Source organism: Rhodococcus sp. JCM 9793 (genome assembly GCF_055380405.1).
Map to the genome: position 1 here is coordinate 6,097,952 of NZ_AP043721.1, position 24,104 is coordinate 6,122,055.

Here is a 24,104-nt window from a genome sequence, read left to right on the forward strand (position 1 = left end):
CGCGTAGCACCTTCATGGTAAGTCCTCGGCCTATTAGTACCAGTCACCTCCACACATTACTGTGCTTCCAGATCCGGCCTATCAACCCGGTGGTCTGCCGGGGGCCTTACCCCCACAAAGGGGGTGAGAAACCTCATCTTGGAACAGGCTTCCCGCTTAGATGCTTTCAGCGGTTATCCCTTCCGAACGTAGCCAACCAGCCATGCCCCTGGCGGGACAACTGGCACACCAGAGGTTCGTCCGTCCCGGTCCTCTCGTACTAGGGACAGCCTTCCTCAAGTTTCTTACGCGCGCGGCGGATAGAGACCGAACTGTCTCACGACGTTCTAAACCCAGCTCGCGTGCCGCTTTAATGGGCGAACAGCCCAACCCTTGGGACCTACTCCAGCCCCAGGATGCGACGAGCCGACATCGAGGTGCCAAACCATCCCGTCGATATGGACTCTTGGGGAAGATCAGCCTGTTATCCCCGGGGTACCTTTTATCCGTTGAGCGACACCGCTTCCACATGCCGGTGCCGGATCACTAGTCCCGACTTTCGTCCCTGCTCGACCTGTCAGTCTCACAGTCAAGCTCCCTTGTGCACTTACACTCAACACCTGATTGCCAACCAGGCTGAGGGAACCTTTGGGCGCCTCCGTTACATTTTAGGAGGCAACCGCCCCAGTTAAACTACCCACCAGGCACTGTCCCTGAACCCGATCAGGGTCCGAGGTTAGACATCCAATACGATCAGAGTGGTATTTCAACAACGACTCCACAAACACTGGCGTGCCCGCTTCACAGTCTCCCACCTATCCTACACAAACCGAACCGAACACCAATACCAAGCTATAGTGAAGGTCCCGGGGTCTTTTCGTCCTGCCGCGCGTAACGAGCATCTTTACTCGTAATGCAATTTCGCCGAGTCTGTGGTCGAGACAGCAGAGAAGTCGTTACGCCATTCGTGCAGGTCGGAACTTACCCGACAAGGAATTTCGCTACCTTAGGATGGTTATAGTTACCACCGCCGTTTACTGGGGCTTAAATTCTCAGCTTCGCCACACAAGTGCAGCTAACCGGTCCTCTTAACCTTCCAGCACCGGGCAGGCGTCAGTCCGTATACATCGTCTTACGACTTCGCACGGACCTGTGTTTTTAGTAAACAGTCGCTTCTCTCTGGTCTCTGCGACCCCACCCAGCTCAGAGTGCAAGACTCATCACCAGACAAGGTCCCCCTTCTCCCGAAGTTACGGGGGCATTTTGCCGAGTTCCTTAACCACAGTTATCTCGATCGCCTTAGTATTCTCTACCTGACCACCTGTGTCGGTTTGGGGTACGGGCCATGTGAAAGCTCGCTAGAGGCTTTTCTCGGCAGCATAGGATCACTGAATTCACCACAACGGCTACGCATCACCTCTCAGGCTTCACAAGTGGCGGATTTGCCTACCACTCGCCCTACAGGCTTACACCGGCTACTCCACCAGCCGGCCCAGCTACCTTCCTGCGTCACCCCATCGCTTGACTACTACCACCGAAGGTCCCATGCATCCACAACCCCATCCCCCGAAGGGAACAGACCTGCTTCAGGACAGTTAGTACCGGTGATTCATCATGGGCGCGTTCACACGGGTACGGGAATATCAACCCGTTGTCCATCGACTACGCCTGTCGGCCTCGCCTTAGGTCCCGACTCACCCTGGGCGGATTAACCTGGCCCAGGAACCCTTGGTCATTCGGCGGACGAGTTTCTCACTCGTCTTTCGCTACTCATGCCTGCATTCTCACTCGCGTGGCCTCCACAACTAGTTCACACTGCTGCTTCCACGGCCACACGACGCTCCCCTACCCATCCACACCACTGCACACCATCCCGCAGGACAATGCGTGTGTTATGCGAATGCCGCGGCTTCGGCGGTGTACTTGAGCCCCGCTACATTGTCGGCGCAGGACCACTTGACCAGTGAGCTATTACGCACTCTTTCAAGGGTGGCTGCTTCTAAGCCAACCTCCTGGTTGTCTCAGCGATCCCACATCCTTTTCCACTTAGTACACGCTTAGGGGCCTTAGCCGGCGATCTGGGCTGTTTCCCTCTCGACTACGAAGCTTATCCCCCGCAGTCTCACTGCCGCGCTCTCACACCCTGGCATTCGGAGTTTGGCTGACGTCAGTAACCTTGTAGGGCCCATCGGCCATCCAGTAGCTCTACCTCCAGAGTGAAACACGCGACGCTGCACCTAAATGCATTTCGGGGAGAACCAGCTATCACGGAGTTTGATTGGCCTTTCACCCCTACCCACAACTCATCCCCTCAGTTTTCAACCTAAGTGGGTTCGGGCCTCCACGACGTCTTACCGTCGCTTCACCCTGGCCATGGGTAGATCACTCCGCTTCGGGTCTAGAACATGCCACTGCAACGCCCTATTCGGACTCGCTTTCGCTACGGCTACCCCACACGGGTTAACCTCGCGACATGCCGCTAACTCGCAGGCTCATTCTTCAAAAGGCACGCCATCACCACCAGCAGACCAAACTGCTCGACGGCTTTGACGGATTGTAAGCGCACGGTTTCAGGTACTATTTCACTCCCCTCCCGGGGTACTTTTCATCTTTCCCTCACGGTACTTGTCCGCTATCGGTCACCAGGGAGTATTCAGGCTTATCGGGTGGTCCCGACAGATTCACACCGGATTTCACGGGCCCGGTGCTACTTGGGTATTCACATCAACAGTCACCATGTTTTCGTCTACGGGACTCTCACCCTCTACGACAGGCCGTTCCAGACCACTTCGACTAACACGATGATTTCTTACTGTTGGCCGGCTCAGCAGCGCCGACACAATGAACCCCACAACCCCACAAGTGCAACCCCTGCCAGGTATCACACACCCATGGTTTAGCCTCTTCCGCGTTCGCTCGCCACTACTGACGGAATCACATGTTGTTTTCTCTTCCTGTGGGTACTGAGATGTTTCACTTCCCCACGTTCCCTCCACACCGGCTATATATTCACCGGCGGGTAACACGACATCACTCGTGCTGGGTTTCCCCATTCGGAAATCCTCGGATCACAGCTCGGTTGACAGCTCCCCGAGGCATATCGCAGCCTCCCACGTCCTTCATCGGCTCCTGGTGCCAAGACATCCACCGTACGCTCATAAACACTTACAACAAAGATGCTCGCGTCCACTGTGCAGTTCTCAAACAACACACAACAACCCCTACCGGAACCCGCCCACAAGCGAAGAACTTTCGTAGATCATCGTCGCTGATCAAACACGAACAACGTGTTCTCTCAGGACCCAACAGCGCACCGATATAACCACCACGAAACAAGACTGAGCCCGCTTCTACTGCAGTGATACTTGTCAGCGTTCCACCCATGAGCACCACCGGATTACATATGAATCCGAAATGGCTCTGCCTGCTCCCCCGACACCAACGTGTCGATCCGAGACAGGAAGTTGCTCCTTAGAAAGGAGGTGATCCAGCCGCACCTTCCGGTACGGCTACCTTGTTACGACTTCGTCCCAATCGCCGATCCCACCTTCGACGGCTCCCTCCACAAGGGTTAGGCCACCGGCTTCGGGTGTTACCGACTTTCATGACGTGACGGGCGGTGTGTACAAGGCCCGGGAACGTATTCACCGCAGCGTTGCTGATCTGCGATTACTAGCGACTCCGACTTCACGGGGTCGAGTTGCAGACCCCGATCCGAACTGAGACCGGCTTTAAGGGATTCGCTCCACCTCACGGTATCGCAGCCCTCTGTACCGACCATTGTAGCATGTGTGAAGCCCTGGACATAAGGGGCATGATGACTTGACGTCGTCCCCACCTTCCTCCGAGTTGACCCCGGCAGTCTCTTACGAGTCCCCACCATTACGTGCTGGCAACATAAGACAAGGGTTGCGCTCGTTGCGGGACTTAACCCAACATCTCACGACACGAGCTGACGACAGCCATGCACCACCTGTATACCGACCACAAGGGAAACCACATCTCTGCAGTCGTCCGGTATATGTCAAACCCAGGTAAGGTTCTTCGCGTTGCATCGAATTAATCCACATGCTCCGCCGCTTGTGCGGGCCCCCGTCAATTCCTTTGAGTTTTAGCCTTGCGGCCGTACTCCCCAGGCGGGGCGCTTAATGCGTTAGCTACGGCACGGATCCCGTGGAAGGAAACCCACACCTAGCGCCCACCGTTTACGGCGTGGACTACCAGGGTATCTAATCCTGTTCGCTACCCACGCTTTCGTTCCTCAGCGTCAGTTACTGCCCAGAGACCCGCCTTCGCCACCGGTGTTCCTCCTGATATCTGCGCATTTCACCGCTACACCAGGAATTCCAGTCTCCCCTGCAGTACTCAAGTTTGCCCGTATCGCCTGCAAGCCCGCAGTTGAGCTGCGGGATTTCACACACGACGCGACAAACCGCCTACGAACTCTTTACGCCCAGTAATTCCGGACAACGCTCGCACCCTACGTATTACCGCGGCTGCTGGCACGTAGTTAGCCGGTGCTTCTTCTGCAGGTACAGTCACTTGCGCTTCGTCCCTGCTGAAAGAGGTTTACAACCCGAAGGCCTTCATCCCTCACGCGGCGTCGCTGCATCAGGCTTTCGCCCATTGTGCAATATTCCCCACTGCTGCCTCCCGTAGGAGTCTGGGCCGTGTCTCAGTCCCAGTGTGGCCGGTCGCCCTCTCAGGCCGGCTACCCGTCGTCGCCTTGGTAGGCCATTACCCCACCAACAAGCTGATAGGCCGCGGGCTCATCCTGCACCAGTAAACCTTTCCACCACAGGACATGCATCCCGTGGTCGTATCCGGTATTAGACCCAGTTTCCCGGGCTTATCCCGAAGTGCAGGGCAGATCACCCACGTGTTACTCACCCGTTCGCCACTAATCCACCCAGCAAGCTGGGCATCATCGTTCGACTTGCATGTGTTAAGCACGCCGCCAGCGTTCGTCCTGAGCCAGGATCAAACTCTCCGTAAAAGACTCTTGATTTCACTCCGAAGAGCTAATCGGTCATAGACAAAAGAGCCAAATCACTAGCATTCAAACTCAAACTAGCAAAACACTGACCACCACAGACGGAAGAATGTGATGATCAGCAATCGACCACCGACAAAATCGGTTGGTCGCACCAAATAATATTGGCACTGACATTCATCGGCACACTGTTGAGTTCTCAAAGAACACGCACACATCATCACTCACCGGATACTCCCGGCCCGTTCTGAGGCAACTGTTCCAGCCTAGTTCGTTTCACTCACGGACGCAAATCCGTGTGGCTTCCGGAACCAGGGGCGGTGCGAAACCTTACCAGAAGGTGTCGTACCAGTGAAATTCAGGCGTCTTCGTCCAACCTCGTTGTCCCTGACCTTGCGGTCCGGGTCGGTGTCCGTGTCGCTCTGACTTGGAATAAGTTACGCGACGGTTCGCGGGAACACCAAATCGCCAGGTCAAAGGAATTTTCTGCCATCAGGGCACCCAATACTTCTCCGCAAGGGCCTGTACGACGGGGTCGTCCTCCTCTGCACCGTCGAGCAACATCAGATCGTGGTTCAGGTCCACGGCCCTGGGGTCGTCACCTTCGGCGTCCCCAAGGGGTCGGCCGCCGTCTTCGATGCGCTGCCGGAGGATCTTGTCGCGCACGCGTCTCTTCAACGACTCGCTCATGTGTCGAGCATGGGCGTCGCACTGCAGCTTGTCGAGAGGTATCGGAACTCCCGTCCGCAGATGCCGGCTAATGCCCGTCGCGGTTACGGAAGACGCGGATCGCCATCGGGAGCACCACTGCCAGTGCGCCGAGGATCAGGATGAGGGAGAACAGTTCCATCAGCATGGTTCCCATGATCCACGCATATCCGGAGAAGTCCCGGGAACGACGAAGGCCCCATCCCTGCGGGACGGGGCCTTCGTCTCTGAGCTGCCTGAGAGAATCGAACTCTCGACCTTTTCATTACGAGTGAAATGCTCTACCGACTGAGCTAAGGCAGCGCGCCTTGCGGCGTCCGAAGTCTAGCCGAACCACCCCTGGTCGGCGCAAACCGGCAGGCCGATCACCGGAATGCGGCGCTCAGGCGGGCCGCCATCGCCGCCAAAGCGAAGCGAGGTTTGACATTCTGCGCGAGCGCTTCGCGACAGTCGAGGATCGCTTCGATGCAGTCCAGGAGCCCCTCGGGTCGTGTTCGGGATGCGAGGTCGCGCGCACGCTCTGCCATATCGGGATGATTGGGCGTCGCAGCCGCACCCATCGAATGAGCGAGCGCGTCCCGGTACAGCCCGGCGAGGTCGATGAGGGCGCGGTCCATGATGTCGCGCTCGGTCCGGGTCTTGCGCGACTTCTGGGTGCGTTCGAGTTCCTTGAGCACTCCGGCCGAACCTCGCAGCGCACCGGCCGCCCCCTTACCCGTACCGCCGGCACCGAGAGCGGTCTTGAGCTCTTCGGTTTCCCGTTCGTCACGGTCTGCGCTGATCTCCTTGGCCTCGGTCTCCGCGCTCTTACCGAGTTCTTCCGCAGCGGCGTAGGTGGTGGCGGGTCGAAGTACGGCGCCGGCGACATCGAGTGCGCGTTTGCGGTTGTCGCGTGCGGCCGGGTCCGTGGCGAGACGTCGAGCGCGACCGACGTGACCTCCACTGACGGAGGCCGCCCACTGCGCGGCATCTGCAGCGATACCGTCGACGTCGCGCAGGACCTGGGCAATCGAGTCGGCCCTCGGAGTGATGAGCCCGACGTGTCGGCACCGCGACCGTAGGGTCACCGAGATGTCCTCCGGATCCACCGACGGCGCGCACAACAGGAACACCGTGCGCTGCGGCGGCTCCTCGACGACCTTGAGCAGTGCGTTCGCGGCGCCTTCGGTGAGACGATCGGCGTCCTCGATGACGACGACCTGCCAGCGACCGGTGCTCGGCCGTCTCGCCGCGACCTGCACGATCGCGCGCATCGCCTTGACGCTGATCGTCAGGCCTTCGGGAACGACACGTCGGACATCGCCGTGGGTGCCGGCCATCGTCGTGCTGCACGCGTGACAACGACCGCACCCGGGCGCTGCGTCGTCGGTGCACTGCAACGCCGCGGCGAAGCACAGGGCGGCGACGGAGCGACCCGACCCGGGTGGGCCCGTGAACAACCACGAGTGCGTCATCGCAGAACCGGATGCCCCGGTGCGTGCGGCCACGGCGGCACCGACGAGGTCGGTCTCGACGTCGCGTTGACCGACGAGACGGTCGAAAACTCCGGGCATGGGGCTCAGCGTAGCGATCGGCACCGACGAACTCGGTCCGGGCGGATCAGTCGGTCGTCTCTTCGTCCGCGGTCTTCTTCGCTGCAGTCTTCTTGGCGGGAGCCTTCTTCGCCGCCTTCGTGGTCTTCTTCGCCGCAGCCTTCTTGGCAGGAGCCTTCTTCGCCGCCTTCTTGGTGGTCTTCTTCGCCGGACCCCGGGCACGTCGATCAGCCAACAGCTCGGATGCGCGTTCGTCGGTGATCGTGCCGACCTCGTCGCCCTTGCGCAGGCTCGCGTTGGTCTCGCCGTCGGTGACGTACGGACCGAAACGGCCGTCCTTGATCACCATCGGCTTCTCGCTGATCGGGTCGACGCCGAGTTCGCGAAGCGGAGGGACAGCAGCGGCCTGACGTCCGCGGCGCTTCGGCTCGGCATAGATCTTCAGAGCTTCGTCGAGGGTGACCGTGAACATCTGGTCCTCGGTCGCCAGCGAACGCGAATCGGTCCCCTTCTTCAGATACGGACCGTAGCGACCGTTCTGCGCGGTGATCTCCTCACCGGATTCCGGATCGACACCGACGACACGCGGCAATGACAGCAACCGCAGGGCGTCGTCGAGAGTGACGGACGACAATTCCATCGTCTTGAGGAGCGACGCCGTGCGGGGCTTCGGGCCGGTGGCCTTCTTCGCCGCTTTCTTCGCCGGCGCCTTCTTGGCTACCTTCTTCGCGGCAGTCTTGGTCGCGGTCTTCGTCGCGCCGGCGGTCGTCAGTTCTTCCACCGGGACGGGGGTGACGTCGGGTTCGGGCTCGGGCTTCGGTTCGGGGAGCAATTCGGTGACGTACGGACCGAAGCGACCCTCGCGGGCCACGATCTCGTGTCCGGTCGCCGGATCGACGCCGAGAACCCGCCCCTCCTGCGGTGTCGAGAACAGTTTCTCCGCGTAGTCGAGGGTCAGCTCGTCCGGCGGCAGATCCTCGGGCAGATTCGCGCGCTGCGAGATGAGGTCGCCGTCAGGGTTGTCGGGGTCGACGACCATCCGCTCGAGGTACGGACCGAACCGGCCCACCCGCACATGGATCTCGCGCCCCTCGGAGTCGTCGAACAACCGGATCGAGTTGATCTCACGGGCATCGATGTCCTCGAGGTTCTGCCCGACCAGCTTCTTCAGGCCGCCCTTGCGCGCGACCGAGTCCTCGTCGCCGTGCTCGCCACCGAAATAGAACCGAGACAGCCAGGCACTGCGCTGCTCCTGGCCGGCGGCGATCTCGTCGAGATCGTCCTCCATGCCCGCAGTGAAGTCATAGTCGACGAGCTGGCCGAAATGAGCCTCGAGCAGGCCGATCACCGCGAAAGCTACCCATGACGGCACCAGCGCGCTGCCGCGCTTGTAGACATAGCCGCGGTCGAGAATCGTCTTGATGATCGACGCATAGGTCGACGGACGCCCGATACCCAACTCTTCGAGGGTCTTGATCAAGCTCGCTTCGGTGAACCGGGCGGGCGGATTGGTCGAGTGTCCGTCCGGATCGAGCTTCGTCGCGGTGACCGCAGCACCCTCGCTGAGGTTGGGCAGACGCGACTCCGCGTCGTCCGACTGACCGCCGGCCTCTTCGTCGACGCTTTCCACGTAGGCCTTGAGGAAGCCGGCGAACGTGATCGTGCGACCCGACGACGAGAAGGTGCACACCTCACCGGACCCCGCGGTGCCGGTGATGCGGAGTGTGAGAGTGGTGCCTCGAGCGTCGGCCATCTGTGACGCAACTGTGCGCTGCCAAATCAGCTCGTACAGCTTGAACTCGTCCGTGTCGAGCCGCGCGTGCAGTTCGCCCGGAGTCGCGAAGACGTCGCCGGCGGGCCGGATCGCTTCGTGCGCCTCCTGCGCGTTCTTGACCTTGCGGGTGTACTGGCGGGGTGTCGCGTGGACGTACTCGGCGCCGTACAGCTGTGTGGCCTGCGACCGGGCCGCGGCGATCGCCGACTCGGACAGCGTCGTCGAGTCGGTACGCATGTAGGTGATGTAGCCGTTCTCGTACAACCGCTGCGCGATACGCATCGTGCGTTCGGACGAGAACCGGAGCTTGCGGCCGGCTTCCTGCTGCAGCGTGGAGGTCATGAACGGCGGGTAAGGCTTGCGCGTGTACGGCTTGCTCTCGGCCGACGACACCGTCAGCGCGACACCGGACAGCGCGTCGGCCAGCCGGCGGGCGTATGCCTCGTCGAGCACGATGACGCCGTCGGTCTTCAGAGCGCCGTCGGGACCGAAGTCGCGACCTGCCGCGACACGGGACCCGTCGACGTTGACGAGGCGTGCACCGAACGAGCGGGGGCTCGCGTCGGCTCCTGCATCCATGGTCGCGGCGATGTCCCAGTACTCGGCGGACTTGAATGCCATGCGCTCGCGTTCACGACGCACGATGACACGGGTCGCGACGGACTGGACTCGGCCTGCCGACAGTCGCGGCATGACCTTCTTCCACAGCACCGGGCTGACCTCGTAGCCGTACAGGCGATCGAGGATTCGTCGGGTTTCCTGCGCGTCGACCAGGTCGTTGTCGAGCTCGCGGGTGTTCTCGGCCGCCGCGAGGATCGCGGGTTCGGTGATCTCGTGGAAGACCATCCGGCGGACCGGAACCTTAGGCTTGAGCGTCTCGAGGAGATGCCACGCGATGGCTTCGCCCTCGCGGTCGGGGTCGGTGGCGAGATAGAGCTCGTCGGCATCCTTCAGGAGCGACTTGAGCTCGGTGACCTTCGACTTCTTCTCGGGGCTGACAACGTACAGCGGCTCGAAGTCGTGATCGACATCGACGCCCAGCCGAGCCCAGGACTCGCCCTTGTACTTGGCGGGGACGTCCGCTGCACCGCGGGGAAGGTCTCGGATGTGTCCGACGGAGGCTTCGACGACATAGTTGCGCCCCAGGTAGGGGGCGATCTTCTTCGCCTTGGTCGGAGATTCGACGATGACGAGTCGGCGTATGCCCGACGCGTTGCCCGACGTGCCCTTGTCCCGTGCTGCCACCGTGACGCCCGAACCTTCCCTTTTGCCGACATGTCCGTCTCTCGAAGACATGTATACCGACCTGTCTCCCCGACTCGGTCACACACAGGGTCGCACATACTCGGTCGATCGCTCGTCACATGTGGTGCTCACCGTGCTCGTGACGTGGCCAGATCGCGCGGGCCTCGATGTCGTCGGGGGGTGCTCCGATGCTTTCGTCGAGCCGCGCGATGCGGCGCGGTCCCGACACTCTCAGCCCTGGTGGGGCACCATGCGGGCTGATCAAGGTGGGGGCGATTCCGGCGAGCATCAAGGCTTCGGAGAGTGGCACGTAGGTTCCGGGCGCATCGGGATCGAGCCCGAGGACATACCGCTCGCCCGCGAGCTCCATCCGACCCGCAGCCAGGAACCATGCCCTCAACGCTCCGGCGTTCGGGACCCATCCGGCCGGGACGCGCTTGGTTCCGCCCCGCGACCACGCGATCGCGAGTGGGACGAGATCGGGAACGTCGGCGGTGTTCACCCGCGGAGACCCGTCCGGCGCCACACCGATTTCTGCGGTCAGACCCGTCGCGACGATCCGGTCCGCGATCGCAGAGGCGCGCCATGGCGCGTCGACCGTCACCGAGATCTGCGCCGAGTCGGCCGTGTGAGACACGATTCGCCCTTGCGCCGCGAGCAACCCGCTCAGGTCGGATAGTGCCGGCGGCGCGGTATCGGCGCCGAAGAAGGACAGTTGACTCACTGCTACCTCCCTGTCTGTGGCCGTTTCCAGTTGTCTTACCCCGAAAATGTCATCGTCCCCCATCGCCGGTGGCGACAGGGGACGATGGGAGTGAGGGCGATCGCTCTCACAGGTGCTCGGTGGAGCGCGTCAGATCAGACGGCGCGCACACCGGTGGCCTGCGGGCCCTTGGTGCCCTGGCCGACCTCGAACTCGACGCGCTGGTTCTCCTCGAGGGTGCGGAAACCGGAACCCTGGATCTCGGAGTAGTGAACGAACACGTCGGCAGAGCCGTCCTCCGGAGCGATGAAGCCGAAGCCCTTCTCCGCGTTGAACCACTTCACAGTGCCCTGTGCCATGCTTTTCCTTCTCTTTCTAACACCGGATTCGACGAGCCGCTGGGGACAGCGGCCGCCAGGTCCCGATTCCGACCGCTGTACCTTTCGAATCCCCCGTTGGAAGAGCTAAAGCACACCGCTCGCAACCACGATCCTGCGAGCGTGCACTTTCTCAAGTCTACGAACACAGAAGCTGCGACCGCGTGCCAGTCAATCATGTTCTGGGCGGTCACAACAGTAGGTATGGCACAATCGCGCCAAAATTCTGATCTTGTAGACCGCTCGGTAGCATGACCGGCGGGTAGAGGTATGTCGACCATGTTACGCGGCATCGCCTCCGCCCCGTGCCGAATTCGATCCAGTGGAGCCGACGTGTGAGCAGTTCATCACCTATCCACCCAGGTGGAGGCGCTGCCCCGGGCTACGGACAGGCGCTACTCGACCGATTGCTCGCCGGCACGCCATCGAACGAGCACCCCCTCACCTACACCGCCGAGCTGCCCGCACAGAAAGCGCGACACGCCCGCTGGCCTGGCTGGGCCGCCGACTCCTTGGTCGACGCACTCCGCGAACAAGGGGTGTCGGAACCCTGGAGTCATCAGACCCACGCCGCCGATCTCGCGGCCGAAGGCAACAACGTCGTGGTGTCCACCGGTACCGCATCGGGCAAGTCCGTTGCCTACCAGCTTCCGGTGCTCACGGCGCTCGCGTCCGACCCGCAGGCCACCGCGCTGTATCTCTCCCCCACGAAGGCGCTCGGCGCCGACCAATTGCGCGCGGTGACAGAACTGACCGGGGCGACGCCCGACCTGTCGACGGTCCATCCGTGCGCGTATGACGGCGACACCTCCACAGAATTGCGCCGATGGGCGCGTAGCCATTCGCGGTGGATCTTCACCAACCCCGACATGCTGCACCTGGCGATACTGCCCGGCCACGCACGCTGGGCGCGGCTGTTGCGTCGGCTGCGGTACGTCGTGATCGACGAGTGTCACTCGTACCGGGGCGTCTTCGGGTCCCACGTGGCGCTGATCATCAGGCGGTTGCGTCGCCTCGCGAACCATTACGGCTCCGACCCGGTGTTCATCCTCGCGTCCGCCACCACCGCCGACCCTGGCGCCGCCGCCTCGCGGTTGATCGGAGCGCCCTGCAAGGAGGTGACCGAGGACGGCTCGCCCCACGGTCCGCGCACCATCGCATTGTGGGAACCACCTCTGCTCAGGGAAGTCACCGGCGAGCACGGCGCACCTGTGCGTCGCGCTGCCGGCACCGAGGCAGCCCGGCTTCTCGCCGACCTCGTCGTCGAAGGGGCTCGCACGCTGGCGTTCGTCCGTTCACGTCACGGCGCGGAGCTCACTGCGATGAGCACACGACGTCTGCTCACCGAATCTGCGCCCGACCTCGCGGACCGTGTCGCGACCTATCGCGCCGGGTATCTTGCGGAGGATCGTCGCGATCTCGAGGCTGCGCTGTCCGACGGCCGGCTGCTCGGTGTCGCAAGCACGAACGCACTCGAACTCGGTGTCGATATCGCAGGCCTCGACGCCGTGGTCGTTGCCGGGTTCCCGGGCACGGTCGCATCGTTCTGGCAGCAGGGCGGGCGGGCCGGGCGGCGTGGTCAGGGTTCGCTCGTCGTTCTCGTCGCACGCGACGACCCGCTCGACACCTATCTGGTGCACCATCCGCAATCGCTGCTCGACAGGCCGGTCGAGGCGACCGTGACCGACCCCGCCAATCCGTACGTGCTCGGGCCGCAACTGTTGTGCGCTGCTCTGGAGTTGCCGCTCTCGCACACGGAGGTCGAGGGGTTCGACGCGCAGGACCTGCTCACCGACCTGGCGACGCAGGGTCTGATCCGTCGCCGCCCACACGGCTGGTTCGTCACACCGGACACTCACCCACACGCCGAGGTCGACATCCGCGGCGGCATCGGACATCAGGTCGCGATCGTCGAGGCCGACACCGGCCGGATGCTCGGGACCGTCGAAGCGGGGCGGGCACCCGCGACCGTCCACCCAGGTGCGGTGCATCTCCACCAGGGCGAGACCTTCGTCGTCGACGAACTGCATCTCGACGACGGCGTCGCGCTCGTGCACGCCGAGGACCCGGAATGGTCGACCTCGGTGCGCGAGGTCACCGACATCCGAGTCGTCGCTGCGGAGGAGACCCACACGTACGGGCCCGTGACCGTGCAGATGGCCGCAGTCGAGGTGACCGGGCAGGTGGTCGCCTATCTCCGGCGTCTTCCCTCCGGGGAGGTGCTCGACCAGATCGAGTTGGACCTGCCGGCTCAGACCCTGCCCACGCGGGCCGTGCTGTATACCGTCACACCGGAACTGCTCGACCGGATCGGGTTGGCACCCGAGCGGGTTCCGGGTGCTCTCCACGCCGCCGAGCACGCCGCCATCGGATTGCTCCCCCTCGTCGCGACGTGCGATCGCGGCGATATCGGTGGCGTGTCCACCGACCTGCACGCCGACACAGGACTGCCCACCGTGTTCGTCTACGACGGGCATCCGGGAGGAGCCGGTTTCGCCGAACGCGGCTTCTCTCGGATCACCCAGTGGCTCACCGCCACCCGCGATGCGGTGCGGGCATGCGAATGCACCGACGGTTGCCCGTCGTGCGTGCACTCCCCCAAGTGCGGGAACGGCAACGATCCGCTCGACAAGGCCGGCGCGATCGCGCTGCTGTCCGCGGTACTCGGCGCACTCGACAGCTCGCCGTAACCACTAATTCGCTCTCGCGACGCCGGAGAGTCCCAGCACGGGTGAGACATCCCTCCGCACGTCTTGCATGCAACGTTGCATGCAAGGAGTACGATGGATTCATGTCCATCACCGCCGGACCTCTGGCCGCCGAACGCGCGTACGTCCACACCAAGTCTGCGATCATCACCGGACGATTGGCAGGTGGCCAACTCGTGAGCGAAAGTGCCATCGGCGCGGAGCTCGGCGTCAGCCGCACACCCGTACACGAGGCCTTCCTACGCCTGGACGCCGAGAATCTCCTGGAGTTGGCGTCACGCAAGGGGGCAATCGTCCGACCGGTGACACCGTCGGAGGCCGCAGACGTGCTCGCCATGCGCGAGGGTATCGAGAGTACCACGGCTGCACAGGTTTTCGAAGCCGGTGGACCGAGTCCACAGATCGTGGCAGCCCTGACCCAGAACCTGGATCGCCAGGGCCGATACGTCGAGGCCGGAGATGTGCCCGGTTTCGTCGACGCCGATGACGAGTTCCACGCATTGATGGTCGAAGCGTCGGGCAATGCCATCGCCCAACGCTTCTACGAAATGCTCCGGGACCGACAGCAACGCCTGCGCAATCTGCTACTGCGCGTGGACCCGGCAAATCTGACGTCCGCGTATGCCGACCACCACACGCTGTTCGAATGCTTCACCAGTGGCGATCAGAGCGGCTTCACCTCCGCGCTGGTGGCGCACATCAAGCGCTACCAGGGTGCGCTGTGAGTCTGCTGGGGACCGAGCGCAGGACACCGGCCTCGAAGTCGTCACAGCAACGACCCGCGTGGCCACTTGTTTTCGGGGCATTGTTCGTCTGCGCCTGGTCGGGCAACCAGTTCAGTCCGATGTTGCTGTTGTACAAGAATTTCGATCACTACTCGTCGGTCACGGTGACGTCGTTCCTCGGAATCTACGTTGTGGGATTGGTGCCCGCTCTGCTGATCGCGGGCACACTGTCCGACCGCTTCGGCAGACGGCCACTGATGCTCGCTGGAATATGCTTCGGCCTGCTCGCCAGCCTGTTCATCGCTGCGGGCGAGTTCGGTCCATTACCAATATATTTCGGCCGGCTCCTTGCCGGGATGTCGGTCGGCACGGCGATGGCCGTCGGAACCAGTTGGCTCGAGGAACTGTCACAGGGGCAGTACGATCCTGCCGCCGACGATGGGGCAGGTGCCCGCCGCGCAACACTCGCGTTCACGCTGGGCTCAGGTCTCGGTGCTCTGGTGGCGGGGAGTCTCGCCCAGTGGGGACCGATACCAGAGGTACTTCCGTACCTGATTCATTTCGCGGTGGCCGCTCCATTCGTTCAGCTGATCAGGAATGCACCGGAGACGGTCCGACTCATCGACAAGCGGTCGGACTTCCCTCGAACCTCCTTCCGGGTTCCGTCGGCGAGGCACCCCAGGTTCCTTCGAGTTGTGGTCGTCTGCGCACCGTGGCTGTTCGTCGCGTGTGCACTGGCCTACGGCTACCTGCCCGTTCTGCTCGAGGATGCAACCGGGGGAATGGGTTTGGCCTACGCGACCGCGCTGAGCGTGATCGCCCTCGGATCGGGCGCACTCGTCCAACCCGTAGCAAAGCGGATCGACTCCACTTCCAGTGCTCGTGGTATCGGCATTTCATTGGGGACGCTGATCGTGGGAATTCTCCTGATGGCCTTTGCCGTCGAGACCAACTCAGTGGTCGCCGGACTTGTTGTGAGCACGGTCCTCGGTGCCGGGTTCGGTATCGGCCTGGTGTCCGGTCTGCTCGAGGTGCAGCGAATCGCTCCACCTGCAGATCTGGCGAAGCTCACCGGCGCCTTCTACGCGGTGGCCTACACCGGGTTCGCGGTTCCTACGCTCCTGGCTGCGCTGACTCCGCCCTTCACGACGATCGCACTACTTCTGATCCTGGCCTGCATGGTCTCGATCTCGATGGTGGCCGTGTTGTGGGGATCCCGAAAGCACTTGCCGCACAGTTGGCAGAACACCTCTTCGACGTGAGCACTGCTCATTCGTGCGGCCCGCGACCTCGAACGCGCTGGGTCGTGGCATCCGATTCGTCCGCAGGCGCCTCGGGCTCGGGTGCTGCAGGGCCGGCCCGAGCGATCGCCGACGCTTCCCGGTCGCCGAACAACGGCGATACCGGAGCGTGGGTCTCCACCACCGCATCCCATCCGTGTATCCGGCAACTCCGCACACCCACCCCCATGCGAACGGCAACGGTCTGCGCGATCACACATGCATCGGTGGCTCCCCGGTCGAGTGACGATGCGACGGCCAACGCCGCCAGGTCGGCCGCGGCCTGCAGTCGGTGACGGACCACCACGACCGATCCGACGTGCAGAACGGTCGCAGTGATCACGATGAGTGCGGCCATGATGAAGCATCCGAGGATGCTGGCGCTGCCCCGCTCGTCGCCCAAGTCTGTCCGCGTCACGACGCCTCTCCCGGTTCGCGGACCGCAACGGCGTCGGCCGTCAGGGTGATCATCGGGAGCAGCGGCGCATCGACGCTCACGGTGGCGACGACGAGATCGCCCTCCGCTCCCACCTCGATATGCGCGCCGCGAGGCGCGACCCGGGCGGCCACCTCGACCGCCCGGGCCTCGTCGCCGCGCGCCACGAGCCGCGCAGCCTCACGTGCCGCGTCCTGACATCGAACCTGCTGCGAAACACACAGCACCGCACCGAGGCACAGCGTCAGGACAGTGATGAGCGAAGCGATCGCGAGAGCAGCTTCGACGGTCACGCCACCCTCGTCCCGCGCAGCGACGCGACGAGCGTGAACCCACCCCGTCACACCGAGGTGTTGAGGGCTCGTTCGACGATGCCGGTCAGCGCCGACACGATTCCGTCTCCCGTCACGACCGTGTACAACACGGCACCGAAGGCCGCAGCGGCGATGGTCCCGATGGCATAGTCAACAACAAGAAATTGCTACCGTCCGCCAAGGAGTGCCACAAGATGCCTGATTCCCACCTTATCGTGCCGCACAACGACCGCGACATTGTCACGCTCGAGGCAATGAAGATCGGCGATGACCCGGCGATGATCACACTGCAATTCGCCGCACCTCTGCACGGTGTCGACTTTTCGATCGACGACGCACACAGCCTCGTTGACACGCTGCAAACCGTGATCCGCAGCGCCCAAGCACTCGACAACGCCTAACCCAAAAAAGCGGTCCCGCACGGTGCGTCAACACCGACACGGGACCTACGACCACACCACGGACAGGACTCCGTCATGCATCGCACCACTAGCTTACGTCCCGACGATTCCGGGAACATCTCCACACCACTCGCCGCGCTCTACGCGCTGATCTTCTTCGCCGCTGTCTATGGTGGCGGACTCGGCTTGCTGTACGTCGGACAAACATTCACCACCGAACCGCACGAAACCATTGCCGCTGCGATGGGCGTCGTCGGTGTCGGTTTCGGTGCGCGACGTACCTACCGCAACCCCGTCGATCTGTTCGCCGGGATGAACCGCCCGACCATCAACGAACTCGGCTCGAGAACACTTACACTCGCTGAAGCTTCCGACATTCTCGACGCGACCATCGACGACGTCATGAACAACATGACGTTGACCCGTGGTGAAGTCGACGACGCCTGTCTGACAGCTGGAATTGATCCTGTGATGTCGTGGCGTCGAGTCCCGATCGTTCCGGAAACCGCACTCGCGTTGATCGGTGAACGTATCCGAGCCGAACGTGCCGAACTTGCAGCACTGGACATCTGACCCAACCCGACTCATTGCGTCACGTGTGGTGCCGACCCCACACGCGGCCCTGTGAGCCGGGTTGTCGTGCACGGGCCGTTCCGGTAGCCGTGACGCTTCCCTACTCCATTTCGATCCGCTGCGCCCGTCGAAAGCACGGGTGACACGCCTTGCCCGCGTGGTCGTCGCCCGTCAGAGGGGCTACAGCAACCATTTCCGATCACACGTAGCTCACCCCGTAAAGGCGGACTCGGAGGGGCACAGAGTGGCATCTGTAGAGCGCGTGGAACATCCCAGTCCCGGCGACACCGAGCAATTCCCGGAGTCGCGTGCACACCAACCGACCGTAGCGACCGACCGACCGGCGAGAAGGTGCATCCGTACCCATTGCGGTACGGGGTACGCCCTGCCCTCCCACCTCTCCACTCCCTCCCAACGAGTATGCCCAAACAACCACGCTCACAAGCCCGCAGAGCAACGAGAACGGTTCAACCCACCAATCGCCTACCCCGAAATGAACGCACGGGAGAAGCGATTACATCAAGCCCTCAGATCGACGTAGAGCGACTGAAACGACATGACCCACAACGACACCCGCAGGAGAACAACGTGAGACGACTCGATTCGACCGCAACACTCGGCATTGCACTACTCGCGTTCGTGCTCAGCTACAGCAAGTTGGTCGACCTCGCAGCACGCGCCGGATACAGCCCGAGCATGGCGCACCTATGGCCCATCGTCGTCGACGGGCTCGCAGTGGTCGCAACGATGGCCGTGGTGCGACTCCAGGCGCGACGTCGATACGCGTGGTTCCTGCTGATCTCCGCAACGGTCGTGTCAGTGGTCGCGGCAGTCGCGGGCGCGATGTTCCCCACCGGACCACTCCCACCGTTCGCCGCTGCACTAGTATCCGTCGTGCCCCCGCTGTGCCTACTCGCTGCGCCACACCTCGCGGTGCAGCTCGTGCGTGACTCGAGACAGCGTGACGACGTGGCCGAGGTAGTTGCAGTGGCGTCGTCGACACCCGTTGCGGAGGATGACGCAACCCGCGACACAGCGAATGCAACGTCATCGACCACCCACGACGAACCCGTGGCACTCTTCGCAGTCGCACCCGCAACTACCGACCGACGCACCACGGCACTCGAACTACTCGCGCAAGGAATGTCACAACGAGAAGTTGCACGACGCATCGGGGTCAGTGACACAACGGTGCGACGCTGGAGACAGCGAGACACGACCGCAGCGTGACAAGAGTGGCCGGGGTTGCATGCCGAACGTTCAGTGACCCCACGTCGACCTGAGCGCAGCAACGAACTTGTCCGCATCGCCGTAGTCGTCGAATCTCCAATCGTCGGGCACCGCTAGTTCCGCATCGCCGAACTCGACAACCCACTTGATCCGTGAGCCCTCTCGAGCCTGGAACCGATCGGTCCAAACCTGTTGCTCGTCGATCCTCAACGATCGAATGGCACTGACGGGCCGAACCCATCCGGTCACGGTGCCCTCTGTCGAACCCTGATCCGTTCCGGTCCATGGCTCCAGTGAGTGACTCCCCTTCACGTAGACGAGTGAAGACCCGACCAGCCACAGAGCCTCCCATGTCGTAGCGCCGTCCGTAGCGGTTGAGCAAAGAACGGATGCGTCGGGCGTCCGGCCGGCTGCGAGGCTTTGGAGGGCAATAACTACTCCGGTGGGCGCGAGGACTCCCCGGTGCCGGATGTGTTCGCTGTGTTCGCGATAGATCTTGTGGTTGAACTCCATGTGCCTGATCTACCAGCGGAGCCCGACAAGTTTCCGTTGAGCCGATGACATGTCATCTGTTCGAACGACAGTGGTTCAGGATTCCACGGATATGTCGGCACTGTCGGCTAGCTTCATCGCATGGCCACACCGAGTTTCGATGAACTGGACGACCGCCTGGGGTTCGTGTATGACCCCGACACCGGGGAATGTATCGGTACCGGGCATCTGAAGATCTCCCCGACGGAAATTGCGCTCGAACTTCCCGTTGATGACCGTGTTTCAGAAGCACTCGATCTGGAGTCCTTCCCGAACGAACCCGATCCGACCGAACGATTAGTGTTCATCGACCGTCATGGAAAAGTAGCTCTAGGCGGTTGCAGGCTACGAAATACCACAAGCAATTTCGGTGGTGGCCTTGCAGGATGGGCACGGATAAGCATCGACTACGCCGCCGAAATCGGGCAAGCGGACCAAGACTATTGGCAAGTCACAGGACTGCGTAGCGAAATAGCCGGATTACCGGCGTGGACTGGGTTGTCCTCGGTGAATTCAAAAAGGACCACTAACGATTCCGGCCTCATCCGGGGAGTGACCGTTGAGGCGGAGTCAAAGGAATCGATCCAGATCGGGACAGAGCACGGGCTGTCCCTGTATCCGCACTTCACGTTCAATGAATCTCGGGAAAACGGGCAGCACATCCTGACCGAAAAGGTGTTCGTGCAAACGTTGGTAGATGAACCTATCCCGTGGGAAGAACACGCCTATGTCCACCAAGCTATGCAAGACCTATTGACCGTGGCATATTGGAAACCTTGCGGAATGAAAGTCAGCGCCGCTTCAAACAAGAAGTATCCGCTGATGAAGATCAGTTCAGGGGAAGTTCTAACTGATAAGTGGCGCCCGGTAACGTCAGTGCGAGGTGGACGCGGAAAACGGGACACCGAAATGATGTTGCCGACACGGACGCACGCCCTGTTCAGCTTGGATGATTTGGGTGTAGGTAATCTTCAGCGGTGGATCGATAAGCCCGAAGAATGGACGCGAGTTGTCGGGCCGCTCGTTGCGTCGAAGTATCAGCGAGGCAGCACCGTTGAGACTCAGCTTATCCAGACTGCTATATCGATCGAGGCTCTTGGATATCTAGTCGCATTGAGAGAAAATAAGGTGCAACGGGGAAAGAACCTTTCCTTCCCCCAATACCTGAAGCGCATTCATGAAACGCTGGATTGCTCAGTAGATGAAGTTATAGCCGGAAGCCCTCACAACGGAATCCCGCCATTCAAGAACTACGAAGACTGGTCGGTGGCATTCAATGAGGTTTACAAGCAAGCGAAACACGCAGACCATCCCTTACCTGATCCGCTGCGTGCAGTGATACTGACCGACGCCGGAGCGTTGCTTGTCCGGCTGTATCTTGCCCAGGAATTCGGGGTTGAGCGCCAGCGCCTAGAGAAAAACGCCAAGTACGCAAGTTGACAGCACTAGACCAACGAAAGTGCCCCGGTCAACCATGAGGTCGACCGGGGCACTCTAGTGGGTTGCTACACCCCAGCGGATCCGCCGCCCAGAGCGCCGAATCGGACCTCACGCCAAAAATCGCACAACGGCACAATTGACTTGTGGTTGTCCCACGTACGAAGCGCCTGGACGTAACCCACATGTTCGGGCGTATCCCTCTCCACGCTCAGTTCGAGTACTGGGAAATCGAGACGCCGCATAGCTTCTGCGACCATGACCCGCACCGCTCTACCGTTGAAGTCTTCGAACGGGTGCACATGCAGAGTGTGGGCTTCCAAGTATGCAAGGGCTTCCAACTGCAACGTGATGTCATCATTGCTGTACTGGAGGCGCGCACCGAACGTATCCAAGAGTTCGCGCATCTCACGGTCCACGTGGATATGCTCCGGAGGGTAGTGACTGCCGACCCGCACCGGCTTCTGTCTCCACCGCCCCGCGATGTCCGGCATCACGTCCGTGAGAATGCGAAGGTGAAACCCCCGGATTAGATCAACGTCCATCGCACTACTAGCGAATGTCCCGGACGCTACATCGTCCAAGAGCTGACGCAGAGGTTCCGCAATGAGGTCAGAAACCTCTGCGTAGCTCTTTTCTCCAAAGAGAGTGTCGAACTGGCGAGTACTACTCGTATCAACTGGCTCGGGCGAGGCGTCCATCGACAACCAGGACTGCGACTAGTGCAGGCCGAGAGCGGCGCTCTGCCGACTCCGCGCACTCATTGCCCAGCGAGGCGAAACCGGCTCACCTTCCATCGCCATACTGCGGATCACTTGGTCGACGACTGCGCCACGACGGCGACGCACCTTCTCGCCATCCGGGAGGGCGCGCCACTGAGCAACCATTGCGCGAACATCCTGCGTAGTCACTGTGTCGCTCCCTTCAACCGTTCGAGTCTGCCCATGCTGCGTGTAACTACATGATGGCAGGTCTTCAGCCGTCGAGGCAATCTATGGATCGCGGACGGTCTGTGACCTGGGACACTAACAAACGCATAGGGGCGTCTACGGAAGGCTGTTCGTCCACATCAGGTCAAGCTTGGCCAGACTTACTGCCTCTACCGGTTCGACCACTTCGGAATCGTCGTGACCCCATCCGGCCGTCGTGTGATTCCGTTGGTTCGCATCCAGGATTGGAGCGCACGGGTGTAGTTGACTTGTGCTGTCATCTTCGCTTGCACAGCTAGTTCCACGAACACATCTTCCGACTGCTGTACTCCCTGCAACGCCGCCCACTGCTCCGGAGCCCACACATCAACCAGGGCGCCCGCAGTCAAATAGTCGGGGACAACAGTGTCAATCTCTTTACGCCTAATCTCCACAGGTCAACCCCAGTACGGACGTCGCGCCGGCACCACACACCGGGCGTCATGAACAGTCAAACCAACCGCGTCTGCCCACTCAGCGACCGCAGCGGACCAACGACTCCGAGCCCTGAGCGCAGCGTCGAACATCAAATCGTCACGATCAGGATGACGATGCTCACGGTCGATCTTCGAGACCAACACCGGATCCGACCACCGACGTATGTCAGGGCCAGCGAGCAACTCAGCGGGCACATCAACCGCCTCAGCCGGATTCTCGGCGTCAATCCACCTCAACGTCGACCGTAATTTCCACGGTACGAACCGCGACGCTGCGGACGAACCATCGAGTCATCCTCAACGGACTCAGGAAACCGCAGCGAGGAGATCAGTCGACCAAGTGTCGCTTGCTGCAACCGTGCCTCAACGAGAAGCTTCTGCTTCTCTTTCCCGTCGGCATCCTCGATTTCGGTGTTCAAGTCCTCAAGGCGGTCAACGGTCCTGCAAGCCTCAACCAGTAGCTTAACCTCCCAGAGGTTCAGCCTAAGACGACTCAAAACGTCCTTATACAGCTCTCGCCCGGACTGTTTTAAGCCTTCCGGGTATACGATTCTCGAGGCCGATTTCCTGCCGTTTTCGCTGGTCATAGGCAGTTTTCCTTCCATACGGTGGATCCTGAGGGGCACCCACGGGACCGGTTTTCGACGTTTCTAGCCCAGGCGGACAGCGAGCAGCAGATTGTGCGGCAGCAAGGAAGGGGGTATGGAGAGACCTCCCACCACTGGGGGTCTGTAGCGCTCTGACCTGCATGTATGCACCTTCAGGCGGTAGGTTGGTCGTTGGTCGTTCGATCTTATGTTCGATTACCTGCTGGTAACTTACTGGCTGTCGAAGTCGTGACCTGCGTCGTTGGTGCGGGGCATGATCGGCAGTGCTCGAGGACATCGGTGGTCGTCGTGGTCGGGTTGCTGCTGGCTGTGGTCGGTGGTGGCGCTGGTGGTCGCGTCGGTGCCGTGGGCGTCCGGTCGACGTCGGTGCCGTTGGTCGGTGCGGTTGTCGGCGCGATGTTCTCGGCGTCGTGTTGTCGGGCGTTGCGTGGTTCGTGAGTGTGGGCGTGGTCGGGGTTGCGTCGGGTGTCGGTGCGGGTGTCGGTCCGGTTGGTCCCGGTCGTCGGTCGGGTCTGTCGGTGCAAGCAATCCGGCGGTTCGTTGTCGTCGCTTGTTGTTGATGTTGATCGGCGTTGATCGTTCTTGATGCTGCTCGTCTTGATCGGGTGGTCAGCATTCGTCGTCGCGTTTGCCATGGTGTTCGCGGAACGTCGATGTTGTGGATGTTGGTTCACTTCAGTCGTCAGTCGTCAGTGGTGCGGCGCTGCGGTCTGATTCCCCCTGTAACGCACGGAAACCCCCGCCTAGCCCTAGGAGGAAGGCCAGACGGGGGCTCCGGTTTTACCCCTGGTGCGCGGCCAGTGAAAGGGGACGAAAGCCGGTACGCAACGACAGGGATAAATCTGTGAGGGTTGAGGCCGTGCGACGCCCCAGTGCCCGCGGAAGGGGGCGAGCACCGGGACGTCGTGGTTGCCCTGGACGCGTGCCGCACGGGAAGGGACCAGCAACCCTACGGGCGTCGACGGGGCAAGTTCGTTACGGCGTGGTCGGCTTCGCCGGGTGTCCGTCGGGTAGCGGGGTGCCGTTGAGGATATGTTCCCGCATGTCGGGGTCTTCTTCCTCGAGCCACTTTTGAATCCCGAATAGGAACCTCTGCATCTTGCTCATTCGGTCACCTCTGGTTCTGCGGGTGGTCGTCCGGTGTG

The 24,104-nt window shown here is 61.7% G+C and carries 21 protein-coding genes, 1 tRNA gene and 2 rRNA genes; 8 read left to right on the forward strand and 16 right to left on the reverse strand.

Annotated elements, in window-relative coordinates:
* Positions 1 to 13: 13 nt before the first annotated feature.
* From ACZ46K_RS30425 to ACZ46K_RS30460, 8 genes are all read right to left on the reverse strand, one after another.
* A 23S ribosomal RNA gene (locus ACZ46K_RS30425) occupies positions 14 to 3,150 on the reverse strand.
* 304 nt (positions 3,151 to 3,454) lie between these two features.
* Positions 3,455 to 4,975: ribosomal RNA gene (locus ACZ46K_RS30430) — 16S ribosomal RNA — on the reverse strand.
* Together the 16S and 23S rRNA genes form the textbook arrangement of a ribosomal RNA operon.
* A 489-nt stretch (positions 4,976 to 5,464) precedes the next feature.
* Positions 5,465 to 5,662, reverse strand: a complete 198-nt coding sequence (locus tag ACZ46K_RS30435) for a hypothetical protein (RefSeq protein ID WP_054806696.1) — start codon at positions 5,660 to 5,662, stop codon at positions 5,465 to 5,467.
* 248 nt (positions 5,663 to 5,910) lie between these two features.
* A tRNA-Thr gene (locus ACZ46K_RS30440) sits at positions 5,911 to 5,983 on the reverse strand.
* 62 nt (positions 5,984 to 6,045) lie between these two features.
* The gene (locus ACZ46K_RS30445; protein ID WP_054806695.1) at positions 6,046 to 7,233 is read right to left on the reverse strand and encodes a DNA polymerase III subunit delta'; all 1,188 of its coding nucleotides are present in this window, start codon (positions 7,231 to 7,233) and stop codon (positions 6,046 to 6,048) included.
* A 46-nt stretch (positions 7,234 to 7,279) separates the two neighbouring features.
* Positions 7,280 to 10,231, reverse strand: a complete 2,952-nt coding sequence (gene topA / locus ACZ46K_RS30450; RefSeq protein WP_464746396.1) for a type I DNA topoisomerase — start codon at positions 10,229 to 10,231, stop codon at positions 7,280 to 7,282.
* 115 nt (positions 10,232 to 10,346) lie between these two features.
* Positions 10,347 to 10,955 (reverse strand): hypothetical protein, encoded by a 609-nt coding sequence (locus ACZ46K_RS30455; RefSeq protein WP_464746398.1) that lies wholly within the window; start codon positions 10,953 to 10,955, stop codon positions 10,347 to 10,349.
* Positions 10,956 to 11,089: 134 nt separating this feature from the next.
* Complete coding sequence (locus ACZ46K_RS30460) at positions 11,090 to 11,293, reverse strand: cold-shock protein (RefSeq protein WP_005248460.1); 204 nt, start codon at positions 11,291 to 11,293, stop codon at positions 11,090 to 11,092.
* Positions 11,294 to 11,646: 353 nt separating this feature from the next.
* Here ACZ46K_RS30460 and ACZ46K_RS30465 point away from each other — a divergent pair, with 353 nt between their 5' ends.
* From ACZ46K_RS30465 to ACZ46K_RS30475, 3 genes are all read left to right on the forward strand, one after another.
* Positions 11,647 to 14,001 (forward strand): DEAD/DEAH box helicase, encoded by a 2,355-nt coding sequence (locus ACZ46K_RS30465; protein ID WP_464746402.1) that lies wholly within the window; start codon positions 11,647 to 11,649, stop codon positions 13,999 to 14,001.
* A gap of 101 nt (positions 14,002 to 14,102) precedes the next feature.
* The gene (locus tag ACZ46K_RS30470) at positions 14,103 to 14,744 is read left to right on the forward strand and encodes a GntR family transcriptional regulator (protein WP_464746404.1); all 642 of its coding nucleotides are present in this window, start codon (positions 14,103 to 14,105) and stop codon (positions 14,742 to 14,744) included.
* The gene (locus tag ACZ46K_RS30475) at positions 14,741 to 16,006 is read left to right on the forward strand and encodes an MFS transporter (RefSeq protein ID WP_464746406.1); all 1,266 of its coding nucleotides are present in this window, start codon (positions 14,741 to 14,743) and stop codon (positions 16,004 to 16,006) included. The genes ACZ46K_RS30470 and ACZ46K_RS30475 overlap by 4 nt, the downstream gene beginning before the upstream one ends.
* Positions 16,007 to 16,013: 7 nt before the next feature.
* Here the strand turns inward: ACZ46K_RS30475 and ACZ46K_RS30480 are convergent, their stop codons facing one another.
* Genes ACZ46K_RS30480 through ACZ46K_RS30490 form a run of 3 tightly spaced genes read right to left on the reverse strand, consistent with a single transcriptional unit; the run spans position 16,014 to position 16,917 of the window.
* Entirely contained in the window at positions 16,014 to 16,442 is a 429-nt protein-coding gene (locus ACZ46K_RS30480) for an Rv3654c family TadE-like protein (protein WP_464746410.1), read from the reverse strand.
* Entirely contained in the window at positions 16,439 to 16,753 is a 315-nt protein-coding gene (locus ACZ46K_RS30485; RefSeq protein ID WP_464746412.1) for a TadE family type IV pilus minor pilin, read from the reverse strand. Before ACZ46K_RS30485 ends, ACZ46K_RS30480 begins: the two co-directional genes overlap by 4 nt.
* A gap of 47 nt (positions 16,754 to 16,800) precedes the next feature.
* A complete protein-coding gene (locus ACZ46K_RS30490) occupies positions 16,801 to 16,917 on the reverse strand; it encodes a DUF4244 domain-containing protein (protein WP_464749512.1) in 117 nt (38 codons plus the stop codon).
* Between the two features lie 51 nt (positions 16,918 to 16,968).
* Between ACZ46K_RS30490 and ACZ46K_RS30495 the strand changes: the two genes are divergently transcribed.
* The 3 genes from ACZ46K_RS30495 (at position 16,969) to ACZ46K_RS30505 (ending at position 18,978) form a co-directional block, all read left to right on the forward strand.
* Complete coding sequence (locus tag ACZ46K_RS30495; protein ID WP_054806494.1) at positions 16,969 to 17,175, forward strand: hypothetical protein; 207 nt, start codon at positions 16,969 to 16,971, stop codon at positions 17,173 to 17,175.
* Between the two features lie 75 nt (positions 17,176 to 17,250).
* On the forward strand, positions 17,251 to 17,748 hold the full coding sequence (locus ACZ46K_RS30500) for a hypothetical protein (protein WP_054806493.1): 498 nt from the start codon (positions 17,251 to 17,253) through the stop codon (positions 17,746 to 17,748).
* Between the two features lie 588 nt (positions 17,749 to 18,336).
* A complete protein-coding gene (locus ACZ46K_RS30505) occupies positions 18,337 to 18,978 on the forward strand; it encodes a DUF2637 domain-containing protein (RefSeq protein ID WP_054806492.1) in 642 nt (213 codons plus the stop codon).
* 30 nt (positions 18,979 to 19,008) lie between these two features.
* On the opposite strand, the gene ACZ46K_RS30510 is transcribed toward ACZ46K_RS30505, so the two are convergent.
* Positions 19,009 to 19,491 carry a hypothetical protein gene (locus ACZ46K_RS30510; protein WP_054806491.1) on the reverse strand — a complete coding sequence of 161 codons (483 nt, stop codon included), beginning with the start codon at positions 19,489 to 19,491 and terminating at the stop codon, positions 19,009 to 19,011.
* A gap of 120 nt (positions 19,492 to 19,611) precedes the next feature.
* Between ACZ46K_RS30510 and ACZ46K_RS30515 the strand changes: the two genes are divergently transcribed.
* Positions 19,612 to 20,949, forward strand: coding sequence for an ApeA N-terminal domain 1-containing protein (locus ACZ46K_RS30515; protein WP_464746414.1), 1,338 nt, complete (start codon positions 19,612 to 19,614; stop codon positions 20,947 to 20,949).
* A gap of 65 nt (positions 20,950 to 21,014) precedes the next feature.
* Here the strand turns inward: ACZ46K_RS30515 and ACZ46K_RS30520 are convergent, their stop codons facing one another.
* The 3 genes from ACZ46K_RS30520 to ACZ46K_RS30530 all read right to left on the reverse strand — a co-directional run bounded on the left by ACZ46K_RS30520 (position 21,015) and on the right by ACZ46K_RS30530 (position 22,938).
* Entirely contained in the window at positions 21,015 to 21,647 is a 633-nt protein-coding gene (locus ACZ46K_RS30520) for a Fic family protein (RefSeq protein ID WP_464746416.1), read from the reverse strand.
* 18 nt (positions 21,648 to 21,665) lie between these two features.
* Complete coding sequence (locus ACZ46K_RS30525; protein ID WP_464746418.1) at positions 21,666 to 21,857, reverse strand: hypothetical protein; 192 nt, start codon at positions 21,855 to 21,857, stop codon at positions 21,666 to 21,668.
* Positions 21,858 to 22,584: 727 nt separating this feature from the next.
* Complete coding sequence (locus tag ACZ46K_RS30530; protein WP_054806496.1) at positions 22,585 to 22,938, reverse strand: hypothetical protein; 354 nt, start codon at positions 22,936 to 22,938, stop codon at positions 22,585 to 22,587.
* A 300-nt stretch (positions 22,939 to 23,238) separates the two neighbouring features.
* Here ACZ46K_RS30530 and ACZ46K_RS30535 point away from each other — a divergent pair, with 300 nt between their 5' ends.
* Positions 23,239 to 23,397 carry a hypothetical protein gene (locus ACZ46K_RS30535; RefSeq protein ID WP_464746420.1) on the forward strand — a complete coding sequence of 53 codons (159 nt, stop codon included), beginning with the start codon at positions 23,239 to 23,241 and terminating at the stop codon, positions 23,395 to 23,397.
* Between the two features lie 537 nt (positions 23,398 to 23,934).
* On the opposite strand, the gene ACZ46K_RS30540 is transcribed toward ACZ46K_RS30535, so the two are convergent.
* Complete coding sequence (locus tag ACZ46K_RS30540) at positions 23,935 to 24,066, reverse strand: hypothetical protein (RefSeq protein ID WP_464746422.1); 132 nt, start codon at positions 24,064 to 24,066, stop codon at positions 23,935 to 23,937.
* Positions 24,067 to 24,104: the final 38 nt, after the last annotated feature.